Here is a 17,904-nt window from a genome sequence, read left to right on the forward strand (position 1 = left end):
GGAGAATCCCGATGCGCGCGAAAATACGTCTGATCGCCGCCGCGCCAATGCTGTGCCTCGCGCTTCTGGCTGAAGTGCGGGCACAGGCGCAGAATGGGACGCCCCAGCCCAATGCCGCGCCCAGGACGGCCGCACCCCAGACGCCCTCCGCCGCCAATCCGAATCCCGACACGCCGACACCTCAGGCGCCGGACATGCAGACCTATATCGGCATGCTTCAGAAGGTCTCGCAGGATCTGCGTCAGGAGATCACGCGGGTCGAGGGCGGCGCCCGGCCGACCCAGAGGGGTGCCGTGTCGCCGGACGTGATCCACCTCATGCAGACGACACGCGAGGCCTGGCGAACCGCCGAACGCGCGCCCGCGAGCTTCACCGGGAATCCGGTCTATACCGAGACCATGCAGGATATGCGGCACCGGTTCTCCAGCTTCCTGCACGAGCATCCCGCGGCGCCCCCGCCGCAATCCCTCGAAGCGGCGCGCGGCGTGCTGCAATCACTGGAGAAGCTCCACCAGGCCGCGACCTCCTCCCCTTCCTGAAAGGGGGAAGAGTGCCGGCCTGGCTCGCCGGGGCTTTGTTCCGGTTCGCCAGGACGTTCAGATATCGGCCCACATGCGGTAGATATTGGCAAAGCTGCGCGAGAGCAGGTCGAAATCGGCCGTCTTGCCCTGGGCGTCGAACATGCGCCGCCGCAGCGTCTCCAGATCGAACAGGATCTGGCGCTTGGCGGCATCGCGCACGGCGCTCTGCACCCAGCTCACCGCCGCCAGGCGCTCGCCGCGCCGTACGGGCTCGACATGGTGCAGCGAGGAGGAGGGGTACAGAAACATGTGCCCGGCCGGAAGCTTCACACGCATTTCCGGATCGCCCTCCACCACCAGTTCGCCACCGTCGTAACTTTCGGGATCGCTGAGGAAGAGGGTGAAGGACAGGTCCGAGCGGACAGGTGGCGAGCCGGACATGACGGCGTTGTCCACATGGGTGCCGTACTCCATGCCTGGCCTGTATCGGCTGAACAGGATCGGCTTCATGTTGACGGGCCGCGCCGCCATCTCGAAGAGCGGATGCCGCAGGATCAGATTGCCGAGCGCATCCTGCAGCGGCCTGATCTGCGGAAGCTGCTCGACCTGCTCGTTGCGCTTCACCATGCGCGCATAGACGCCTGCGGTCAGGCCTCCATCGACGAAAGAGAGCCGTTGGAGGTCATTCCGGAGTTGCCCCACCTGCATGTCGGTCAGGATATCGGGGATGCGGATCATCATGGCGTCGGACACCCTCCACCTTTCGGCGGAGTGGACACCATGGAGCCGGCAGCCCGCCAACGACAATCCGATGTCTGACCGAAGTGTCACGTCCTGGTATGTTAGAGGCCCAGACCGTCCGCCAGTTTTCCGAAGTCTGCGGCCACCATGTCCCAGTCCTGCTCCGGCGCCAAATCCCTGGTCTGGCCCGGCCCGTGCTCGGTCGGGCGCGGCACGAAGACCGTCCGCAGCCCGCAGCGCCGCGTAGCTGCCAGGTCGCCGTTATGCGCGGCGACGAGGCAAACCTCCTCCGGCCGCATCGCCAGCACCTCGGTGGTGCGCAGATAAGCTTCGGGCGAGGGCTTGTAGGCCCGCGACACTTCCGCCCCCAGAATCGCGTCCCAGGGCAGACCAGCGCGCTTGGCCATATCCGCCATCAGGATGATGTTGCCGTTGGAGAGCGGCGCGATGAAGTAGCGCGCCCTGAGCCGCGTCAGCCCGGCCACCGCATCCGGCCAGGGATCCAGCCGGTGCCAGGCAAGGTTCAGCTCCTCCAGTTCCGCCATCGGCACCTTGGCGGGATCGATGCCGAAATCCGGCAGCACGGCTTCCAGATTTTCCCGGTGCAGCACATCCAGCCGCGTGAAGGGCCGGCGGCCGCTGCGGACCTCCTCCATGGCGGGCTGGTAGCGGCGGCGCCAGGCATCGGCGAAGGCCGCGGGATCGGCCGTGCAGCCATGCCTCGCCAGGAAGGGCGCCGCCTCCCGCGCCACGCCGCTGCGCCAGTCCACCACTGTGCCGAACACGTCGAACACCAGTGCGCGCACGCCATCCAGGGCCATGCCTCTCTCCTCTCCTTAAGCCCAGGGCCCGGGGCGGCGGTTGGTGAACCGCTCCCAGGGCCGTCCGGCGGGGCCGCGACGCGGCGCCCCGCCCCAGGGACCAGGTCCTGCGGAACCATAGATGCCCGGCCCGCTCAGGGGCATGCCGCCCGCCATCTCCATCAGCGCCCGCACCCGGTTCTCCGTGCTTGGATGGGTGGAGAAGAGGTTGTCCATTCCCGAGCCCGAGAGCGGGTTGACGATGAACATATGCGCGGTGGCGGGATTTGCCTCGGCACTATGATTAACGAAGGCGTGCCGCCCGGATTCCAGCCGCAGCAGGGCGTTCGCCAACCCGCGCGGATCCCCGGCGATCTGCGCGCCGAGGCGGTCCGCCTCGTATTCGCGGGACCGGCTGATCGCCATCTGCACGATCATCGCGGCCAGCGGCGCCACGATGATCGCCAGCAACAGGCCGATCCCCCCTAGCGGGTTGTTCCGGTCGCGATGCCCGAACAACCCGCCAAATTGCGCCAGCATGCCGATCGCACCCGCCAGGCTGGCCGTCACGGTCATGATCAACGTGTCGCGGTTGCGGATATGCGCCAGCTCATGCGCGATCACGCCCGCCACCTCCTCTTCCGGCAGCATGGCCAGCAGGCCGGTGTTCACCGCCACCGCTGCGCTCTCCGGCGAGCGGCCGGTGGCGAAGGCATTCGGCTGGTCCTCATGGATCAGATAGAGCGCCGGCATGGGCAGCCCCGCCCGCGCGGCCAGTTCCGCGACCAGGGCATAGAGCCGCGGGTTGTCCTGCGGCCCAATGGGCTGCGCGTTGTGCATCCGCAGCACCATCCGGTCCGAATTCCACCAGGAGAACAGGTTCATCCCGGCCGCGAAAAGGAAGGCGATCACCATTCCCTGCTGCCCGCCCAACAGGAAGCCCACCCCCACGAAAAGGGCAGTAAGACCCGCCATCAGGATGAATGTTCGCGTCATGCCAGCCACGCGCCCTGTTCCTCCTAAGCCACTGCCACCCTATTTGGGGTGCATGGCCGAGACAGACGACACCAAGACCAAGCCCACCCCGCCGGCTGCGCCCGGAGCCGACGCGAAGGGTGAAACGCCGCCCAAGCCCACCGAGATCGGCGGGCCGACAGGGCCCGAGCCGACGCGATATGGCGATTGGGAACGGAAGGGACGCGTCAGCGACTTCTGAGGACGTGAAAGGCCGGACAAAGGGAAGCCATCCCGCCCCGAAGGCTGCCGCTCCGCGGCAGTCTCCGGCATGTCCCACACCCTCTTTTGGCCTTTCCGCACGATGATTCTCGCTATCCCTCCAGCCCTGTCCACCATCTGCGGGCCCGTTCCGGCGAACTCCCCCTCCGTGGTGCCAGCGCCCCAGGAGGATGAGCGCGCGCGGCATGAGGCAGAGCGTAGTCTGGCGGAGTTGCACTGCAATGCCTCTGGCACGCTGCTGATCGGCGACTCGATCTTCGCCCTATGGCATTCGGCGGCCGAGGATCTGGAGCGGCCGATATCGAATTTCGGTGTTTCGGGCGACCGGACGGAGAATGTACTCGACCGGATCAACCGGGCGAGGATGGCGCCGGATGCCTTCCGCTGCGTGGTACTGCTGATCGGGACGAACAACCTTCACCGGGACGATGCCTGCGCCATTTTCGGCGGGATCGCCGCAATCGTGGAACAGCTGCACCAGCGCCTTCCTGAGGCGGTCGTTCATGTGGTCTCGATTCTTCCACGTGGTCAGCGCCTCGCCGAGAACCGGCACCGGATCGAGACCGTGAACCGGGCGCTGATCGAGGGCCAGGCAGCGCTGAGGATCACGTATATCGACGCCTTCACACCCTTCGTGCAGGGCTGCGCGGGCCAGGAGGACTGCTCTCTTTTCGTGGATGGCCTACATCCGAGCCCCGCAGGTTACGACGTGCTCGGGCGGAGCATCCGGGCGGCACTCGGCGCGCCCTGATCCAGCTTCCCGCGAGCCTGTCCCGTCACGGGCAGGCTCTGCCATCCAGGAAGGTGGTCCGTCGGCTCCGGGGCAGGCTCGCTCCAGGGGGGCCAGGCCGGTTGCGGGCCGGATGGTTCCGATCACGTTTCCCCCGCGCCTGTTCTACAGGCCCAGCAGATCCAGCGTCCGCGCCACCACCACGCGCTCGTCATACAGTTCCAGGGCCCGCGCCCGTCCGGCCTCACCCATCCGCGCGCGCAGGGACGGATCAACGACCACCCGGTTCAGCGCCGCCGCAAGGGGCTCGACAGTTGCTGGCGGCACCAGCAGGCCCGTCTCTCCCTCCACCACCTGCTCCCGCGGGCCGCTGACATTCGTGGCGACCACCGGCAGGCCGGTCAGCATCGCCTCGATCACCGACATGGGCAGGCCCTCGAAATGGCTGGGCAGGCAGAAGATGTCGGAAGCCGCGAGCACCCGCTCCGTGTCGTGGCGGTAGCCCAGCCGGTGCAGGCGAGGGCCAAGCAGGGCCGCGGCCCGGGCGAAGTCCGGCTCCAGATCGGCGCCGTGATCGCTGGACAGCCGTTCCCCCACCACCCAGAGCGTGGCGCCGGGTACGGATTCCATGGCCCGCAGCAGTTCCGGATAACCCTTGTGGCGAACGAGGCGGGAAATGGCCGTCACCACGACTTCATCCGGTGCCACGCCCAGCTCGGCCCGAATTGCGGCGCGAGCCTCGGGATCAGGATGGAAGCGGGTGGGGTCGCGGCCATTGCGGACGGGGGTGGCCCGGCGATGGATGCCCAGGCGGCGGGCGTCGCGCGCCTCCTCCTCGCTGACGGTCAGGAAGGTGTCGGTCAGGTGCCCACCCATCCATTCCAGCGCCAGGGACAGGCTGCGCCGCCAGAGCGGGCCGGGCTGGTTGAAGAGGAAACCGTGACAAGTATAGGCGGTGCGCGGCACGCCCCCGATCCGCGCCGCCACGCGGGCCAGCAGGCCGGAAATCGGGAAATGGCTGTGCACCAGATCGGGCCGCTCTTCCCGGATGAGGCGCCGCAGGGCCCGAAAGGCCCGCCAATTGGCGGCGGGGGAGAGGCTGCGTGCAAAGGGCAGGGGAATCACCTCGAAACCCTCGGCGCGCGGCAGGTCTAGCAGGGGGCCATCGGCGCAAGCGGCCAGCACCTCATGCCCGCGCGCGCGAGCACCGCGCATCAGCGGCAGGATGAAGTGGCGCAGCGCGAAATCGACATTCGCGACGAAGAGGACGCGCATTCCCGCTGCCTCAGCCCGAGGTGCCGGAGAGACCGAGGAACCGGCGCGGAGGCAGAGGGCAGGATCGGAGGACGGGGCGCATGCAGGGCGCGACTTGGCGCATTTCGCGCGGGCTGTGCAGCCCCCTCAAACAGGAAGAGGCTGCCGGCATAACCGGCAGCCTCCGTTCTGTATCAGTGCGAAGGGCCTATTCGGCCCCACGATCACTGGTGCTGGCCACCACCACCCGTGGCGCCGCTCTGTTCCAGCCAGCTCTGGCCGCTGTTGCTCTGGCCGCTGTTGCTCTGGGCGGCGTTGGAACCGGCGAGCGGGGTACGGGCATCAGACTGCGACCAAGCCGGATAGGCGGTCGGGCCCGAGATGTATTCGCCATCGGCGAAAGCGCTGCCGGCGACGAGCGGGCTCATCAACGCGGCGGCAAGGCCGAGGGTACGCAGAGTCTTGGAAACACTGAAGGAAGACATGACATATATCCTGTGCATTTAGGCGGCGGCGTTATGTCGTCGTCTTGGCCGCCCAGATATGTCCGCCCTTCCATGACAACTAGGTTACACAGCGTATGCCGCCCATGTCTTAGGCGAATGAATTCTCTCGGGATTGTGTTCAAGAGTTGTTGGACTACTGCGTTGCGACACGCCTTGACCACGGTCAGCCCCGGACGAAGCGTGCCACGAAAAACCCGTCCATCCCGCCCTTCTCCGCCCAGATATCCGGGCGGGTCCGCAGCGTGCCCTGGGCCGTGACGGCCTCTTCCAGCCCCGGCACCTCCTCCGCCCGTACCGGGTCCGGGCGCAGGCCGAGAGCGGCAAGGCGCGCGAAATGCGCCTCCCCTTCCTCCGGCTGCAGGGAGCAGGTGGCGACGACCAGCCGCCCGCCCGGCGCCAGCAGCCCGGCAGCGGCCTCGATCAGCGCGGCCTGGGTGGCAGCGAGCTTCGGCACGTCGCGCGGCCGGCGCAGATGCTGCACCTCGGGGTGGCGGCGGATGGTGCCGGTGGCGGTGCAGGGCGCGTCGAGCAGCACGGCGTCGAAGCTGCCACGCCGCTCGGCGGACCAGGGAATGACGTCGGCCACCACTAGATCGGCTTGCATCTTCAGCCGTGTCAGGTTCTCCCGCAGGCGCTTGGCGCGATGCTCGTCCTTCTCCACGGAAGTGATCGCGGCGCCGGCCGCGACGAGCTGCGCCGTCTTGCCGCCGGGCGCGGCGCATAGATCGGCCACGCGCTCCCCCGGCCTGGCGGCGAGCAGGCGAGCGGGCAGGCTGGCGGCGGCGTCCTGGGCCCAAAAGCCACCCTCTGCGAAACCGGGCAACTCGGCCATGCGGGTGCCCGGGGGCAGGCGCGCCGAACCATTGGGCAGGAGTTCCGCCCCTTCCGGAACTGCGGTTCCAGGCGCGAGCGAAAGGTCCAGCGGCGCCGGCCGGGTATGGGCCTCCGCGATGGCGCGGACCTTGGGGCCGTAGGCGGCATGCCAGGCGGACCAGAGCCAGGCCGGGGTGTCGAGCCGCGCGGCGTCCAGCCCTTCCAGCGCGGCCGGGCCTTCCGTCGCCACCTTGCGGAGGATGGCGTTCACCAGCCCCGCGAAGGGCTTTGGCGCGAGGGCCACAGCATTGGCCACCGCCGCATGGGCGGGGGTGCCGAGCAGCAGGAGCTCGGCTGCCCCGATGCGCAGCGCCTGCCGCGCGGGGGGCGAAGGCTCGCGCCGCAGATAGGGTTCCAGCACGGCGTCCAGACTGCCCAGGCGGCGCAGCACGGCGGCGGCGATGCGATGTGCCGCAGCCTTGTCTCGTGGCTGGATGCGGCCAGGCAGGGCGTCCAGCGCCTCATCGAGCCCGCGCCGTCGCTCCAGCACGGCGGAGACCAGGGCGAAGGCGGCGGAGCGGGTGGGATTGAGCGGCATTTCGGGCGCGACTTGGCGCATTTCGCGCGGCCTGTGCACCCCCAGATGTGAAAAGGGGCCGCCGGTTTTCACCAGCGACCCCGATAATGGGCTGTTAGCCCTGCCGCGCGCGGGCCCTGAAGAGCAGCGTCAGCCCGGAGAGGGTCAGCACGCCCCCCGCGAGATCGGCCCAGCCCAAGACCTCGCCCATTGCGGCCCAGCCGATCACCGCCGCCACCGGCGGCGCCAGAAGCTGGAGCGCGGCGGCGGTGGAGGCCGGAAAGCGCCGGAGCAGCACGAAGAGCAGCGTGTAGCCGCCGATTCCGACGACAATGGCGCTATAGACCAGCCCCAGCCAGACCCGCATGCTGGCCTCTGTTGGCGGCGCCCCTTCCACGGCGGCCGCCACCGCCAGCAGCAGCACGGTGCTAACGACGCTCTGCCCGGCGCTGGCGGACCAGAGATCCACCCGGCCCCGCGCCGGCGCGAAGGCCAGCAGCCCCGCGGCTTGGGACACGGCGCCGAGGAAGGCGACGAGCACGCCCAGGGCCTCGCCCACGCCCTCCGCTTCACCGAAATGCCCGGCCAGCCGGGCGCCGCCGAGCAGGGCAACACCCGCCCAGCCCAGCACCAGCCCACCCCAGGCCCCGGCCGAGGGACGCCGGCCCAGGAAGACCGCCTCCCCCAGTGCCACCACGAGGGGCGTCGAGGCCGCGATGAGCGCGACGAGGCCGGATGGAATGAGGGACATTGCCCACCAGGAGAAGCCGAGATAGCCGCCGGTGCCGAACAAGCCCATCAGCAGCACGCGCCCCAGATCCTCGCGCGCCGGCCAGCGCGCCCCGGCCATCCAGGCGATGACGAGAAGCAGCGGGGCGGTGAGGCAGAAGCGGATGGCCAAGGCCCAGAAGGGGGGCCATTCCAGCACCACAAGCCGCCCTGCGTTGAAAGCTGATCCCCAGATCAAGATGAAGACCACGGCCAACACCGCGGACTGCCAGGAGGCGCCACGCCCCGTCATGAATGCAAGCCGAACAGGGCCGTCGCTCCCCTAGCTGATCGCCGCAAGCTGCGGCCGATGAGGCACTAGCATCAAATCCAGGCGGCCGGGCGCCCCGGCTCCGGCTCGCGCCGCAGCCCTGGCCCGCGTAGCCTGCGCGGCACCGTGACCCAAGCTGCCGCCCCGCCTGACCGAGTCCGCCTGGTGCATGACGGCGCAAGCGGGGTGGAGGTGATCCGCGCCCGCTTCGCTGCCCATGCCTATGACCTGCACCGCCATGACGAATGGCTGGTCGGGGTGACGGATCGCGGTGTGCAGGACTTTTTCTGCCGGGGGACACGCCGGATCAGCACGCCGGGCCGCGTCATCCTGATCGAGCCGGAGGAGGCGCATGACGGGCAGGCAGGGGCGGAGGGCGGCTTCGCCTATCGCATGCTCTACCTGCCACGTTCCTGGCTTCGGAACGGACTGGCCGAAGCCACCGGCGATCCGGGCTTCGTGGCCCCCCTCTGCGACGATCCGCCGCTCGGCGAGGCCATCCGCGCCGCCTGTGACGCCCTGCAGGAACCCATGGAGCGGCTGGCGCGTGATGCCGCCCTGGACGAAGTCCTGCATCACCTGCGCCCACATCTCGGCCGGCCGCGGCGCGACAGGCCGGCGCGGCGCGATGCGCGCGTGGCACGCCGGGCGCGGGAGAGACTGCATGACGACCTGGCCACCGACCCCGGTGCGGACGCGCTGGCGCGGGCGGCCGGGGCAGCGGACCGCTTCCAGCTCGCCCGCGCCTTCCGCGCGGCCTATGGCACCTCGCCGCACGCCTACCTCCTGCAGATCCGGCTGCTGCGCGCCCGCCATCTACTGGCTGCCGGGGAGCGGCCGGCCGACGTGGCGGCGGAATGCGGCTTCGCGGACCAGAGCCATCTCGGCCGCCGCTTCCGCCGCGCCTATGGGCTGACGCCCGCGGCCTATCGCGCCCTCTGCACGGGCGTTCCAGACGCGGCGTCCAGCACCGGCTGAAATGCCCGCCCTGAACTGGGCGAACAGGCGCAATGGTGTTCGATACGAAGGTGGCGATCCTGGTGCTGGAGGATCTTGCCGTCTGGCAGAAGCTGAACGTAACGGCCTTCCTGGCCACGGGCATCGCGGCCGCCGCGCCCGAGGCGATGGGCGAACCCTATGAGGACGCGGCGGGCCGGCAGCATGCGCGGCTGCTCGGCCAGCCCATGCTGATCTTCGCGGCAGGGCCGGAGACATTGCTGCGCGCCTACCGGCGGGGCATTGAGCGGGGACTGACCCGCGCAGTCTATGTCCGCGCCATGTTTTCCACCGGCCATGACGCGGCGAACCGTGCCGCCTTCCTGGCCGAACCGGCGGAGACGCCGGATCTTGTCGGGATCGCCCTGCGCGGGCCGAAGAAGGATGTGGACAAGGCGACGAAGGGAGCCACGCTCCATCCCTGAACGGGCCCTGGGCGCACCCCCTGGATGACGATCAGCCCAGGAGCAGCATGGCGATCATGGCCGTGACGCCACCCGCGCCGGCCACCCGCGTCATCATCTGGAAGGAGGAGGTCCGCACCGCCCCGAAAGCCCAGCCGATCGCGTGCAGCCCGGCCGTGGCCAGCAGGAAGCCGGCGGCATAGGTGGCGGCACCGGCCCCATCCAGCATTTCCGCGCCATGGGCATGGCCATGCGCTAGGCCGAACAGCGCCGCGAGACCCAGCCCCACCGCCAGCGGCGGCCGGACCGCCAGGGCGATCAGGGCGCCCAGCACGATCACGGAGCCGGCGATCCCCGCCTCCACCATCGGCAGGCCGACGCCCATCAAGCCCAGCCCCCCCCCGACCGCCATGGCCGAGAGGAAGGCCAGCGGCAGGGCCCAGGCCGCGCGGCCGCCCATCAGCCCGGCCCAGAGCCCGATCGCGACCATGGCCATCAGGTGATCCGCCCCACCCAGCGGATGAGCGAAGCCGGCGGTGAAGCCGGCCACATGGCCCAGCCCGGTATGGGCCAACGCAGGCAGTGGCAGCATGGCCAGGGTGGCGGGCAGAAGGCGGCGCATCAGGCGACACTCCCTTGAGCAGGGCGGCGCGCTTCGATGCCGCCGGATTGCAGGATGAAGTCGGCGATCTCGGCCACGCCCTTATTCTCCTTCAGATTGGTGAAGAGGAACGGCCGCTGCCCCCGCATCTTCTTTGAATCACGGTCCATCACGCCGAGATCGGCGCCGACCAGAGGCGCGAGGTCAATCTTATTGATCACCAGCAGATCGGAGCGGGTGATGCCGGGGCCGCCCTTGCGCGGGATCTTGTCCCCGGCCGAGACGTCGATGACGTAGATCGTCAGATCCGCCAGTTCCGGGGAGAATGTGGCGGCCAGATTGTCGCCGCCGCTCTCGATGAAGAGGATCTCCAGGTTCGGAAAACGCTCGTTCATATCCTGCACGGCGGCAAGGTTGATCGAGGCATCCTCACGGATCGCCGTATGCGGGCAGCCGCCAGTCTCCACGCCGGTGATGCGCTCGGGCACCAGCGCGCCGGAGCGGGTGAGGAACTCCGCATCCTCACGCGTGTAGATGTCGTTGGTGATGACCGCGATGTCGTGCGTGTCGCGCAGATGCTTGCAGAGCCGGTCGGTCAGCGCGGTCTTGCCGGAGCCGACCGGGCCACCGATGCCGACGCGGAAGGGGCCGTTGGCGGGTTTGCTCATGAGCGGAAGAGCCTCGTGTACTGCGTCTCGTGGCGCATGGAGAACAGATCGAGCATCGGCGCCGCCGTGCCGATTTCGTCAAGCCTGGCGTTAAGGGCGGCCTCGGTGGCTGCCTGGACGGCCGGCATCAGGGCGGCGGTGGCGGTCTGCCCATCGGTCTGGCCCAGTGGCACCAAGCGTACCCCGGCCGAGACAAGATTGGCCGCGAAGGCGGCGAGCCAGCTGAAAAGGGCGGCGCGCAGATCCACCCCATTCCAAGCCGCCGCCGCGCCAAAGGCCACGGGATGCATCAGCCGGCGCGGATGGCGCGCCACCAGGGCCACGAAACGCGGTTCCGGCCAGGCAGCGGCGGTGACGGAGGCAAATGCGGCACCTTGGGCGCCGCTCTCCAGCGCCGTCTCGGCCGTGCCGCGCCAGGCGGCGGCCAGTTCCACCACCTCGTCCAGCGCCGCCTCGTCATCCGCCAGGGCCGCGCGCCAGCTGGCGGCCAGCAGCGGGCCGTCCACCGCGCCGGCGCCACGGCCGAGCGCGGTTTCCACATAGGAGACAAGGCCAGCGCGGTTCTTTACCGCTCCGTCCTCTACCGCTGCCTCCAGCCCATGGCTGTAGGTATAGGCGCCCACGGGATAGGCGGGCGATGTCCAGGCCAGCAGCCGGTAGAGGGCGCCGTCGCCCTCAGCCATGGTGGTGGCGATGACCATGCCCGTGGTCATGGGAATGATCATGGCCGTGATCATGCCCATGGGCATGATCGTGAGGGTGCGAATGCAGCGGCCCGTGATGGTGCCCGGTCTGGCGGTTATGCTCGCCATAGGCGCCGCCCTCCGGGTTGAAGGGGGCCTGCACCGTGCGGAGCGTTGCGCCCAAGCCGCGCAGCATGGCGGTGATCACATGGTCATCGCGGATCAGGATACGGTCCGCCCCGATCTCCGCCGGAAGGTGCCGATTGCCGAGATGCCAGGCGAGGCGCGCGAAATGGGCACGGTCCTGGGCCGTGACCTCCACCAGCGGCTCCGGCGCGGCGCGCACGGCGATGGCGGCGCCATCCTCCAGCACCAGGCCGTCGCCGTCATACAGCACCACGGCCTCTGGCAGATCGAGCAGGAAGGCCAGCCCGCCCTCCCCAATGTAGCGGCGGCGGCGGCGATGGCGGTCGTCGAAATCCAGCGTCACGCTGTCGCGCGCTTCGGCGGCATTCCATTGGCCGGCGGGCAGGACCTTGGTGGCGCGCGGCAAGCTGTCTTCGGTCATCGCGTTTCTCAGAACAGGAAGTAGCGCTGGGCCATGGGCAGCACCGTGGCGGGTTCGCAGACCAGAAGTTCGCCATCGGCGCGGACCTCATAGGTCTCGGCATCCACCTCGATGCGCGGGCAGAGATCGTTCAGCACCATGTCCCGCTTCGAGATCCCGCCGCGTGTGTTGCGCACGGCAAGCAAGGAGCGTTCCAGCCGCAGCTTCTCGCCGATTCCAGCCTCCAGCGCCGCCTGGGAGGTGAAAGTCACGCCCACGGCGGGCAGGGCGCGGCCAAAGCCGCCGAACATCGGGCGGTAATGCACGGGCTGCGGCGTGGGAATCGAGGCATTCGGATCCCCCATCGGCGCCATGACGATGGTGCCGCATTTGAGCACCATCTCGGGCTTCACGCCGAAAAAGGCAGGGCTCCACATCACCAGATCGGCCAGCTTGCCGACCTCCACGCTGCCCACATGCTCCGCAATGCCCTGGGAGATGGCGGGGTTGATCGTGTATTTCGCGACGTAGCGGCGGGCGCGCAGGTTGTCGTTGTCGCCGCTCTCGCCAGGCAGACGGCCGCGCTGCTGCTTCATCTTATGCGCGGTCTGCCAGGTGCGGATGATCACCTCGCCCACACGCCCCATGGCCTGGCTGTCGGAGGACATCATGGAGATGGCGCCGAGGTCGTGCAGGATGTCCTCGGCCGCGATGGTCTCGCGCCGGATGCGGCTTTCGGCGAAGGCCACATCCTCGGGAATGCGCGGATCGAGGTGATGACACACCATGAGCATGTCGAGATGCTCGTCCAGCGTGTTCACCGTATAGGGCATGGTGGGGTTGGTGCTGCTCGGCAGCACATTGGCCTCGCCCACCAGTCGCAGGATATCCGGCGCATGGCCGCCGCCCGCGCCTTCCGTGTGGAAGGCCTGGATGGTGCGGCCGCCGATCGCCTTGATCGTGCTCTCGACGAAGCCGCTTTCGTTCAGCGTATCCGTGTGGATGGCCACCTGCACATCCAGCGCATCGGCCACGGCAAGGCAGGTATCGATCGCCTTGGGCGTCGTGCCCCAGTCCTCATGCAGCTTCATCCCGGCGGCGCCGGCCAGGATCTGCTCCTCCAGCCCCTTCGGCAGGGCGGCGTTGCCTTTGCCGAGGAAGCCGAGATTCATCGGGAAGCCCTCGGCCGCCTGCAGCATGCGGGCCAGGTGGAAGGCGCCTGGCGTGGCAGTGGTGGCCAGCGTGCCATGGGCCGGACCGGTGCCGCCGCCGAACATGGTCGTGACGCCCGATGCCAGTGCTTCCTCGATCTGCTGCGGGCAGATGAAGTGGATATGCACATCGATGCCACCGGAGGTGAGGATGCGCCCCTCGCAGGCGATGATCTCCGTGCCCGGGCCGATCACGATATCCACGCCCGGCTGGGTATCGGGGTTGCCGGCCTTGCCGATGGCAGCGATGCGGCCATCGCGCAGCCCGACATCCGCCTTGTAGATGCCGGTATGGTCCAGGATCAGCGCATTGGTGATCACCGTGTCCATGGCGCCGCCATCACGCCCGACCTGGGACTGGCCCATGCCGTCGCGGATCACCTTCCCGCCGCCGAATTTCACCTCCTCACCATAGGTGGTGAGGTCGCGTTCCACCTCGATGATGATGTCGGTATCGGCCAGCCGGACGCGGTCGCCCGTGGTCGGGCCATACATGCCGGCATAGGCGGAACGGGATATCCGGGCGGGCATGTCAGAGCGCTCCCTCGACGTCGCCGCGGAAGCCGTGCACGATTCGTGCCCCGGCGAAGGGAATCAGCCGCACGCTGCGGGTCTGCCCGGGTTCGAAGCGCACGGCGGTGCCGGCGGGAATGTCCAGGCGCATGCCGCGCGCCTTCTTCCGGTCGAAGGCAAGCTCGGGATTGGTTTCAGCGAAGTGGTAGTGGCTGCCGACCTGCACGGGGCGGTCACCAGTATTGGCGACCTCCATCTCCGTCACGGGGCGGCCCGCATTCAGCTCGATCTCGCCCGCGGCGGGAAACACCTCTCCGGGGATCATCGGCAACTCCTCAACGGATCGGCTGATGGACGGTGACGAGCTTCGTGCCGTCGGGGAAGGTCGCCTCCACCTGGATCTCGTGGATCATCTCGGCCACGCCTTCCATCACCTGATCACGCGTGAGGACATTGGCGCCGTCGCGCATCAGCTCCGCCACGCTGCGGCCATCGCGTGCGCCCTCCACCACGAAGTCAGTCACCAGCGCCACTGCCTCGGGATGATTCAGCTTCACGCCCCGCTCCAGCCGCCGCCGCGCGACATTCGCGGCCATGGCGATCAGCAGCTTGTCCTTCTCGCGCGGCGTCAGATGCATGGGCGGGTCCGATCCGGTGGGCAGCGGAGTATGGCGGCGGTGGCGTCACGTGGTCCAGAGCCGGGGCAGCACGGGAGGCAGGCCGAACAGCGCCGCGCGCAGGGCCGGAATGGCCGAGGCGAGCGCCGCCCGCACCGGAACAGCGGGGCCGAGCCAGCGAAGCAGCGCGACGCCATCACGCGGGAGGGTCGCGGCACCGAGTGGCCCGGCGAGTTCGCGCAGCAGCGGCAGATGCGCGCCGGCATTGGCACCAGCATAGAGCAGGGTGGCAAAGGATCCCGCACCATCGAAGCCAAACCGGTCTGTCAGCCCCTCCTCCGGCGCGTCGAGCCGCAGCGCGTCAGCCCAGCGCAATCCGCCCCCCACCCGCAGTCGCCAGGAATCGTGCAGGAGCCCGTGCTGGAATCGCTCGCCACGGGCGGCGCGGCCAAAGACGAGCATCTCCGCCGCGAGCAGCCGTGCATCGGGAGCCAGATGGACATCGAGCCTCCGACGCAGCCGCGCGCCGTCAAAGAGGATGGTCTCCTGTGGCAGCCATTCCAGCACGGCCCCGGGCTCGACATGCAGTGTCGTCCCGATCCGCGTCTCCGGGCCAAGGGAGCGGTACAACTTCTCCGCCGCTGGCGTGCAGAGCAGGGCGGCTCCACCTTCCCCGACTCTGGCCTGGATCTGAAGCTCGTCACCACCGGCGAGTCCGCCGGCCGTGTTCACCAGCGCTCCCATGATCGGCGTGCCAAGCTCGGCCGTGGGAAACAGTACGCGCAGCGGCGATGACTGAAACAGATTCCGCAGGACCGTGGCCCCGTTCGGCGCGGCGAAGGTGATGTCGATGGCACCACTCGCCCGCTGATGACGGACGGTCACGAGGGAAGAACTCTGGCAATACGGAGCGGGAAATGTCGGGGGAGAGGTGGATTCACCAGCGAACCTTCGCGAAGCCTTCCGGGCGAGCCGCCATGCTGATTATTCGCCGCAGCCGCCGCGTCAATCGCCGCCTGGGCGTGACCGTGCTGCCGGCGCGCCACTCGACGGGCATGAAAAGGAGGGGGGTCCGGGGAAGTTCACCTCCCCCGGCTTTTTTCTTTCCCAGCGTCAGACCGGCTGCGCCGGCACGAGGATGCGAGCTTCCAGATAAGCGATCCGGTCGGCTGGCGACTGCCCGCGCATCACCGCCACCGATTCCACGCCGGCTCCCACCGCCATCACCGGTTCCTCACCAGGCAGCGGCGTGCCGGGCTCGCTCTCCAGCGCCAGACGCAGCTCGGGACCGCCCGCGTCGATCTCCAGCGCGCTCTCGCCGATATCCGCGGCGCGCCGCTCCACCGTGGCCGGCGCGGCCCCCGCGCGTGAGAGGGTGAGCCGCACAAGGCCCTGCGCCCCGGGTGGCGGGCGGAGTGAGAGGGCCACCCGGATGGGCTCCTCCGACGCCACGGGCAGGCGCAGCATGGCACAGCCCGGCCGGGTCCAGGCGCCCCAGGCCTCGGCCGGATGCCAACCGCCGCCCACCTGCACGGCCTCCGCCCAGGCGAGACGGGAGGCCGGGTCAGACAGGTCGCCATGACCCAGGGCAATGCAGCGGGAGAGGGGAACGGGCGGTAGCTCCCGCTCCGTCCCGGCCAGGCGGCGGGCAGCGGCGAGCAGGTCCTCGGCCACCTCGGTCCAGGGGCGCAGGCCGCCGCCGCGCGGGATGCGGGCGGCCGCGGCGGCCAGGCGGGACGGATCAGCGATCAGCCCCTCCGCCACCACGGCCAGGTCCTCGGCACTGTTGGGGGTGAAGAAGACTGCACCGTGCTGGCCGCTCTCCATCAGCGCGGGGATTTCCGCGACCAGCGGCACCCGACGATGAAGGAGGGATTCGGAGACGGGCAGGCCCCAACCCTCGTGCCGGCTGGGATAGAGGGTGAAGAGGCAGAAGCGGTAGAGCCGGTCCAGGGCCGCGTCGTCGAGATCGTGCAGAAGGGTGACATGGGCGGCCAGGGTGGGGTCGGCGGCCAACATCGCCATCACCGCCTCGTCCCCCGGCGCGCGGCGGCCGGCGAAGACAAGGCGCGGTGTGCCCGCCGCCCCGCGACGATCGAGCAGCATCCGCCAGGCCGCGAGGGCCAGCGCGTGGTTCTTGCGCGGCTCCAGGCTGGAGACGAGCAGGACGAAGGGCCCCTCCGGCAAGTCCGGATGCGCCCGGCCGGCGCGCGGAGTCTTGGGGGGCGGCGGAGGCACCTGGCGCCGTAGCGCGAGCCCGAACAGGCCGGTGCCGGCAGGCGCGGGCCCCTCCTCCGGGGCGGGCGCCCCTTCCTCCCCGGGCACCTCGTGCCGCCCATCCGGGCGCACCACCCGGACGGGCGGCGCCGGCCAGTCCGACAGATGACGCTCCATCTGGCGGCGGTAATCGGTGGCCGTGGCATGCGAGACGGCGACGACCCCCTCCGCCATGACCGGCAGGGCAGCGAACCACCGCGCGAAACGGGCGCGGGTTCCCGCATCGGTGACATCAGGCAGAAGCGGGCCGCAATCATGCAGGACCGGAACATAACATGCCCCCGCTGCACGGGCCGCGCGCAGCGCCGGCGCATGATGCGGCAGGCCCCAGGCGCTGCCCAGCGTGACAAGGATCGCGCCCGCCCCGAGCGCCAGGGGCGGCGCCAGCCGGCGCCAGACCACCAGGGTGTTAAGCGCGTCCTGCCAAGCCAGATCCTCCATACCCGCCCCGGTACGAGAGAGGCGGTAGAGGCGCTGGAAGAGCGGCGCCGGCAGGGCCTGCCAGAACGGCTCCTCGGGATGCATGGCGCAGAGGGTCGTGCCGCCGGATACGGCGGCGATTTCGGCCTGGACCCGCTGGATGCCGCTGGGCACCCGGCGGTAGGTGAACCAGGCCAGCAGGTCGGAAAGATCCAGCACCGGCCCCTGTGGCCGGTGCGGCACGATATGGGACAGCAGCGCCCGCCACTCCTCCCAGGCGGGGTTGGCCAAGGGGTCCAGCAGCATGGAGCGGCCATAGGCCTCCACCGCCGCGCCCGTCCGGCCGAGCAACTTCAGCGCATGGCCGATCTGCAGGTGGATGTCCGGCTCGTCGGGCTCCATCGCCTCGGCCTGGCGATAGAGGGCCAGGGCGGCGCCGGGGTCCCCGGCCTCCTTCAGGCAATGGCCGCGCTGGACGATGATGCCGCGGTCATCAGGGCGCAGGCGGAGATAGGTTCCATAGGCCTCGGCGGCCTCGCTCCAGCGGCGCGCGTCCCGGGCGGCATCGGCCCGCTCCAGCAGCCTCCCCGGTTCGTCCATGCCCATCCAGCCCTCGCCCTGCAATGCCTGTCCCCCTCCTGCTCCGCCCGACCATGCCGCGCCCATCGGCGCGAGGCCAGCCGATCCCGGTCGCGCGAGGTCGGGCCGGGTGCCCTTCGGTCTGGCCGGATCATGGTTTAGGGTGGCGCC

21 protein-coding genes are annotated in these 17,904 nt (G+C 69.6%); 5 read left to right on the plus strand and 16 right to left on the minus strand.

Annotated features, from left to right (window positions below):
- Positions 1-11 precede the first annotated feature (11 nt).
- Positions 12-539 (plus strand): hypothetical protein, encoded by a 528-nt coding sequence (locus ACO1BU_RS08005; protein WP_424135389.1) that lies wholly within the window; start codon positions 12-14, stop codon positions 537-539.
- Between the two features lie 57 nt (positions 540-596).
- Here ACO1BU_RS08005 and ACO1BU_RS08010 read toward each other — a convergent pair whose 3' ends face one another.
- The 3 genes from ACO1BU_RS08010 to htpX all read right to left on the minus strand — a co-directional run bounded on the left by ACO1BU_RS08010 (position 597) and on the right by htpX (position 3,058).
- A complete protein-coding gene (locus ACO1BU_RS08010; RefSeq protein ID WP_424135390.1) occupies positions 597-1,274 on the minus strand; it encodes a Fe2+-dependent dioxygenase in 678 nt (225 codons plus the stop codon).
- 89 nt (positions 1,275-1,363) lie between these two features.
- On the minus strand, positions 1,364-2,083 hold the full coding sequence (locus ACO1BU_RS08015; RefSeq protein WP_424135391.1) for a haloacid dehalogenase type II: 720 nt from the start codon (positions 2,081-2,083) through the stop codon (positions 1,364-1,366).
- Between the two features lie 15 nt (positions 2,084-2,098).
- Positions 2,099-3,058 carry a zinc metalloprotease HtpX gene (gene htpX, locus ACO1BU_RS08020; RefSeq protein WP_424135392.1) on the minus strand — a complete coding sequence of 320 codons (960 nt, stop codon included), beginning with the start codon at positions 3,056-3,058 and terminating at the stop codon, positions 2,099-2,101.
- Positions 3,059-3,110: 52 nt separating this feature from the next.
- Here htpX and ACO1BU_RS08025 point away from each other — a divergent pair, with 52 nt between their 5' ends.
- A complete protein-coding gene (locus ACO1BU_RS08025) occupies positions 3,111-3,278 on the plus strand; it encodes a succinate dehydrogenase assembly factor 4 (protein ID WP_424135393.1) in 168 nt (55 codons plus the stop codon).
- A gap of 69 nt (positions 3,279-3,347) precedes the next feature.
- Positions 3,348-4,049: a GDSL-type esterase/lipase family protein gene (locus tag ACO1BU_RS08030; protein WP_424135394.1), complete on the plus strand. Its 702-nt coding sequence runs from the start codon at positions 3,348-3,350 to the stop codon at positions 4,047-4,049.
- A 144-nt stretch (positions 4,050-4,193) separates the two neighbouring features.
- On the opposite strand, the gene ACO1BU_RS08035 is transcribed toward ACO1BU_RS08030, so the two are convergent.
- From ACO1BU_RS08035 to ACO1BU_RS08050, 4 genes are all read right to left on the minus strand, one after another.
- The gene (locus ACO1BU_RS08035) at positions 4,194-5,303 is read right to left on the minus strand and encodes a glycosyltransferase family 4 protein (protein WP_424135395.1); all 1,110 of its coding nucleotides are present in this window, start codon (positions 5,301-5,303) and stop codon (positions 4,194-4,196) included.
- 203 nt (positions 5,304-5,506) lie between these two features.
- A complete protein-coding gene (locus tag ACO1BU_RS08040) occupies positions 5,507-5,767 on the minus strand; it encodes a hypothetical protein (protein WP_424135396.1) in 261 nt (86 codons plus the stop codon).
- Between the two features lie 184 nt (positions 5,768-5,951).
- Complete coding sequence (locus ACO1BU_RS08045; RefSeq protein WP_424135397.1) at positions 5,952-7,220, minus strand: RsmB/NOP family class I SAM-dependent RNA methyltransferase; 1,269 nt, start codon at positions 7,218-7,220, stop codon at positions 5,952-5,954.
- Between the two features lie 73 nt (positions 7,221-7,293).
- Complete coding sequence (locus ACO1BU_RS08050) at positions 7,294-8,199, minus strand: DMT family transporter (RefSeq protein WP_424135398.1); 906 nt, start codon at positions 8,197-8,199, stop codon at positions 7,294-7,296.
- A gap of 144 nt (positions 8,200-8,343) precedes the next feature.
- On the opposite strand from ACO1BU_RS08050, the gene ACO1BU_RS08055 reads away from it, so the two are divergent.
- A complete protein-coding gene (locus tag ACO1BU_RS08055) occupies positions 8,344-9,195 on the plus strand; it encodes an AraC family transcriptional regulator (RefSeq protein ID WP_424135399.1) in 852 nt (283 codons plus the stop codon).
- Between the two features lie 32 nt (positions 9,196-9,227).
- On the plus strand, positions 9,228-9,638 hold the full coding sequence (locus ACO1BU_RS08060; RefSeq protein WP_424135400.1) for a DUF2000 family protein: 411 nt from the start codon (positions 9,228-9,230) through the stop codon (positions 9,636-9,638).
- A gap of 31 nt (positions 9,639-9,669) precedes the next feature.
- On the opposite strand, the gene ACO1BU_RS08065 is transcribed toward ACO1BU_RS08060, so the two are convergent.
- The 9 genes from ACO1BU_RS08065 to ACO1BU_RS08105 form a co-directional block, all read right to left on the minus strand.
- A complete protein-coding gene (locus ACO1BU_RS08065) occupies positions 9,670-10,239 on the minus strand; it encodes a HupE/UreJ family protein (RefSeq protein ID WP_424135401.1) in 570 nt (189 codons plus the stop codon).
- A complete protein-coding gene (ureG, locus tag ACO1BU_RS08070; RefSeq protein ID WP_424135402.1) occupies positions 10,239-10,886 on the minus strand; it encodes an urease accessory protein UreG in 648 nt (215 codons plus the stop codon). The genes ACO1BU_RS08065 and ureG overlap by 1 nt, the downstream gene beginning before the upstream one ends.
- Entirely contained in the window at positions 10,883-11,611 is a 729-nt protein-coding gene (locus tag ACO1BU_RS08075) for an urease accessory protein UreF (RefSeq protein ID WP_424135403.1), read from the minus strand. Before ACO1BU_RS08075 ends, ureG begins: the two co-directional genes overlap by 4 nt.
- A complete protein-coding gene (locus ACO1BU_RS08080) occupies positions 11,562-12,137 on the minus strand; it encodes an urease accessory protein UreE (protein ID WP_424135404.1) in 576 nt (191 codons plus the stop codon). Before ACO1BU_RS08080 ends, ACO1BU_RS08075 begins: the two co-directional genes overlap by 50 nt.
- 8 nt (positions 12,138-12,145) lie before the next feature.
- Positions 12,146-13,858, minus strand: coding sequence for an urease subunit alpha (ureC, locus tag ACO1BU_RS08085; protein ID WP_424135405.1), 1,713 nt, complete (start codon positions 13,856-13,858; stop codon positions 12,146-12,148).
- Between the two features lies 1 nt (position 13,859).
- Positions 13,860-14,165 carry an urease subunit beta gene (locus ACO1BU_RS08090; RefSeq protein ID WP_424135406.1) on the minus strand — a complete coding sequence of 102 codons (306 nt, stop codon included), beginning with the start codon at positions 14,163-14,165 and terminating at the stop codon, positions 13,860-13,862.
- 10 nt (positions 14,166-14,175) lie between these two features.
- Positions 14,176-14,478 (minus strand): urease subunit gamma, encoded by a 303-nt coding sequence (locus ACO1BU_RS08095; RefSeq protein WP_424135407.1) that lies wholly within the window; start codon positions 14,476-14,478, stop codon positions 14,176-14,178.
- Between the two features lie 45 nt (positions 14,479-14,523).
- Positions 14,524-15,342, minus strand: a complete 819-nt coding sequence (locus ACO1BU_RS08100) for an urease accessory protein UreD (protein ID WP_424135408.1) — start codon at positions 15,340-15,342, stop codon at positions 14,524-14,526.
- 228 nt (positions 15,343-15,570) lie between these two features.
- Complete coding sequence (locus ACO1BU_RS08105) at positions 15,571-17,778, minus strand: glycosyltransferase (RefSeq protein ID WP_424135409.1); 2,208 nt, start codon at positions 17,776-17,778, stop codon at positions 15,571-15,573.
- Positions 17,779-17,904 lie beyond the last annotated feature (126 nt).

Source organism: Roseomonas chloroacetimidivorans, from assembly GCF_049629625.1.
Lineage (GTDB): Bacteria > Pseudomonadota > Alphaproteobacteria > Acetobacterales > Acetobacteraceae > Roseomonas > Roseomonas chloroacetimidivorans.

Coding starts and splice junctions, on each gene's coding strand:
- ACO1BU_RS08015 (WP_424135391.1), bottom strand. CDS start 2,083: ATGGCCCTGGATGGCGTGCGCGCACTGGTGTTCGACGTGTTCGGCACA.
- ACO1BU_RS08065 (WP_424135401.1), bottom strand. CDS start 10,239: ATGCGCCGCCTTCTGCCCGCCACCCTGGCCATGCTGCCACTGCCTGCG.
- ACO1BU_RS08035 (WP_424135395.1), bottom strand. CDS start 5,303: ATGCGCGTCCTCTTCGTCGCGAATGTCGATTTCGCGCTGCGCCACTTC.
- ACO1BU_RS08030 (WP_424135394.1), top strand. CDS start 3,348: ATGTCCCACACCCTCTTTTGGCCTTTCCGCACGATGATTCTCGCTATC.
- ACO1BU_RS08040 (WP_424135396.1), bottom strand. CDS start 5,767: ATGTCTTCCTTCAGTGTTTCCAAGACTCTGCGTACCCTCGGCCTTGCC.
- ACO1BU_RS08090 (WP_424135406.1), bottom strand. CDS start 14,165: ATGATCCCCGGAGAGGTGTTTCCCGCCGCGGGCGAGATCGAGCTGAAT.
- ureG (WP_424135402.1), bottom strand. CDS start 10,886: ATGAGCAAACCCGCCAACGGCCCCTTCCGCGTCGGCATCGGTGGCCCG.
- ACO1BU_RS08050 (WP_424135398.1), bottom strand. CDS start 8,199: ATGACGGGGCGTGGCGCCTCCTGGCAGTCCGCGGTGTTGGCCGTGGTC.
- ACO1BU_RS08060 (WP_424135400.1), top strand. CDS start 9,228: ATGGTGTTCGATACGAAGGTGGCGATCCTGGTGCTGGAGGATCTTGCC.
- ACO1BU_RS08005 (WP_424135389.1), top strand. CDS start 12: ATGCGCGCGAAAATACGTCTGATCGCCGCCGCGCCAATGCTGTGCCTC.
- ACO1BU_RS08025 (WP_424135393.1), top strand. CDS start 3,111: ATGGCCGAGACAGACGACACCAAGACCAAGCCCACCCCGCCGGCTGCG.
- htpX (WP_424135392.1), bottom strand. CDS start 3,058: ATGACGCGAACATTCATCCTGATGGCGGGTCTTACTGCCCTTTTCGTG.
- ureC (WP_424135405.1), bottom strand. CDS start 13,858: ATGCCCGCCCGGATATCCCGTTCCGCCTATGCCGGCATGTATGGCCCG.
- ACO1BU_RS08080 (WP_424135404.1), bottom strand. CDS start 12,137: ATGACCGAAGACAGCTTGCCGCGCGCCACCAAGGTCCTGCCCGCCGGC.
- ACO1BU_RS08075 (WP_424135403.1), bottom strand. CDS start 11,611: ATGATCATTCCCATGACCACGGGCATGGTCATCGCCACCACCATGGCT.
- ACO1BU_RS08045 (WP_424135397.1), bottom strand. CDS start 7,220: ATGCGCCAAGTCGCGCCCGAAATGCCGCTCAATCCCACCCGCTCCGCC.
- ACO1BU_RS08095 (WP_424135407.1), bottom strand. CDS start 14,478: ATGCATCTGACGCCGCGCGAGAAGGACAAGCTGCTGATCGCCATGGCC.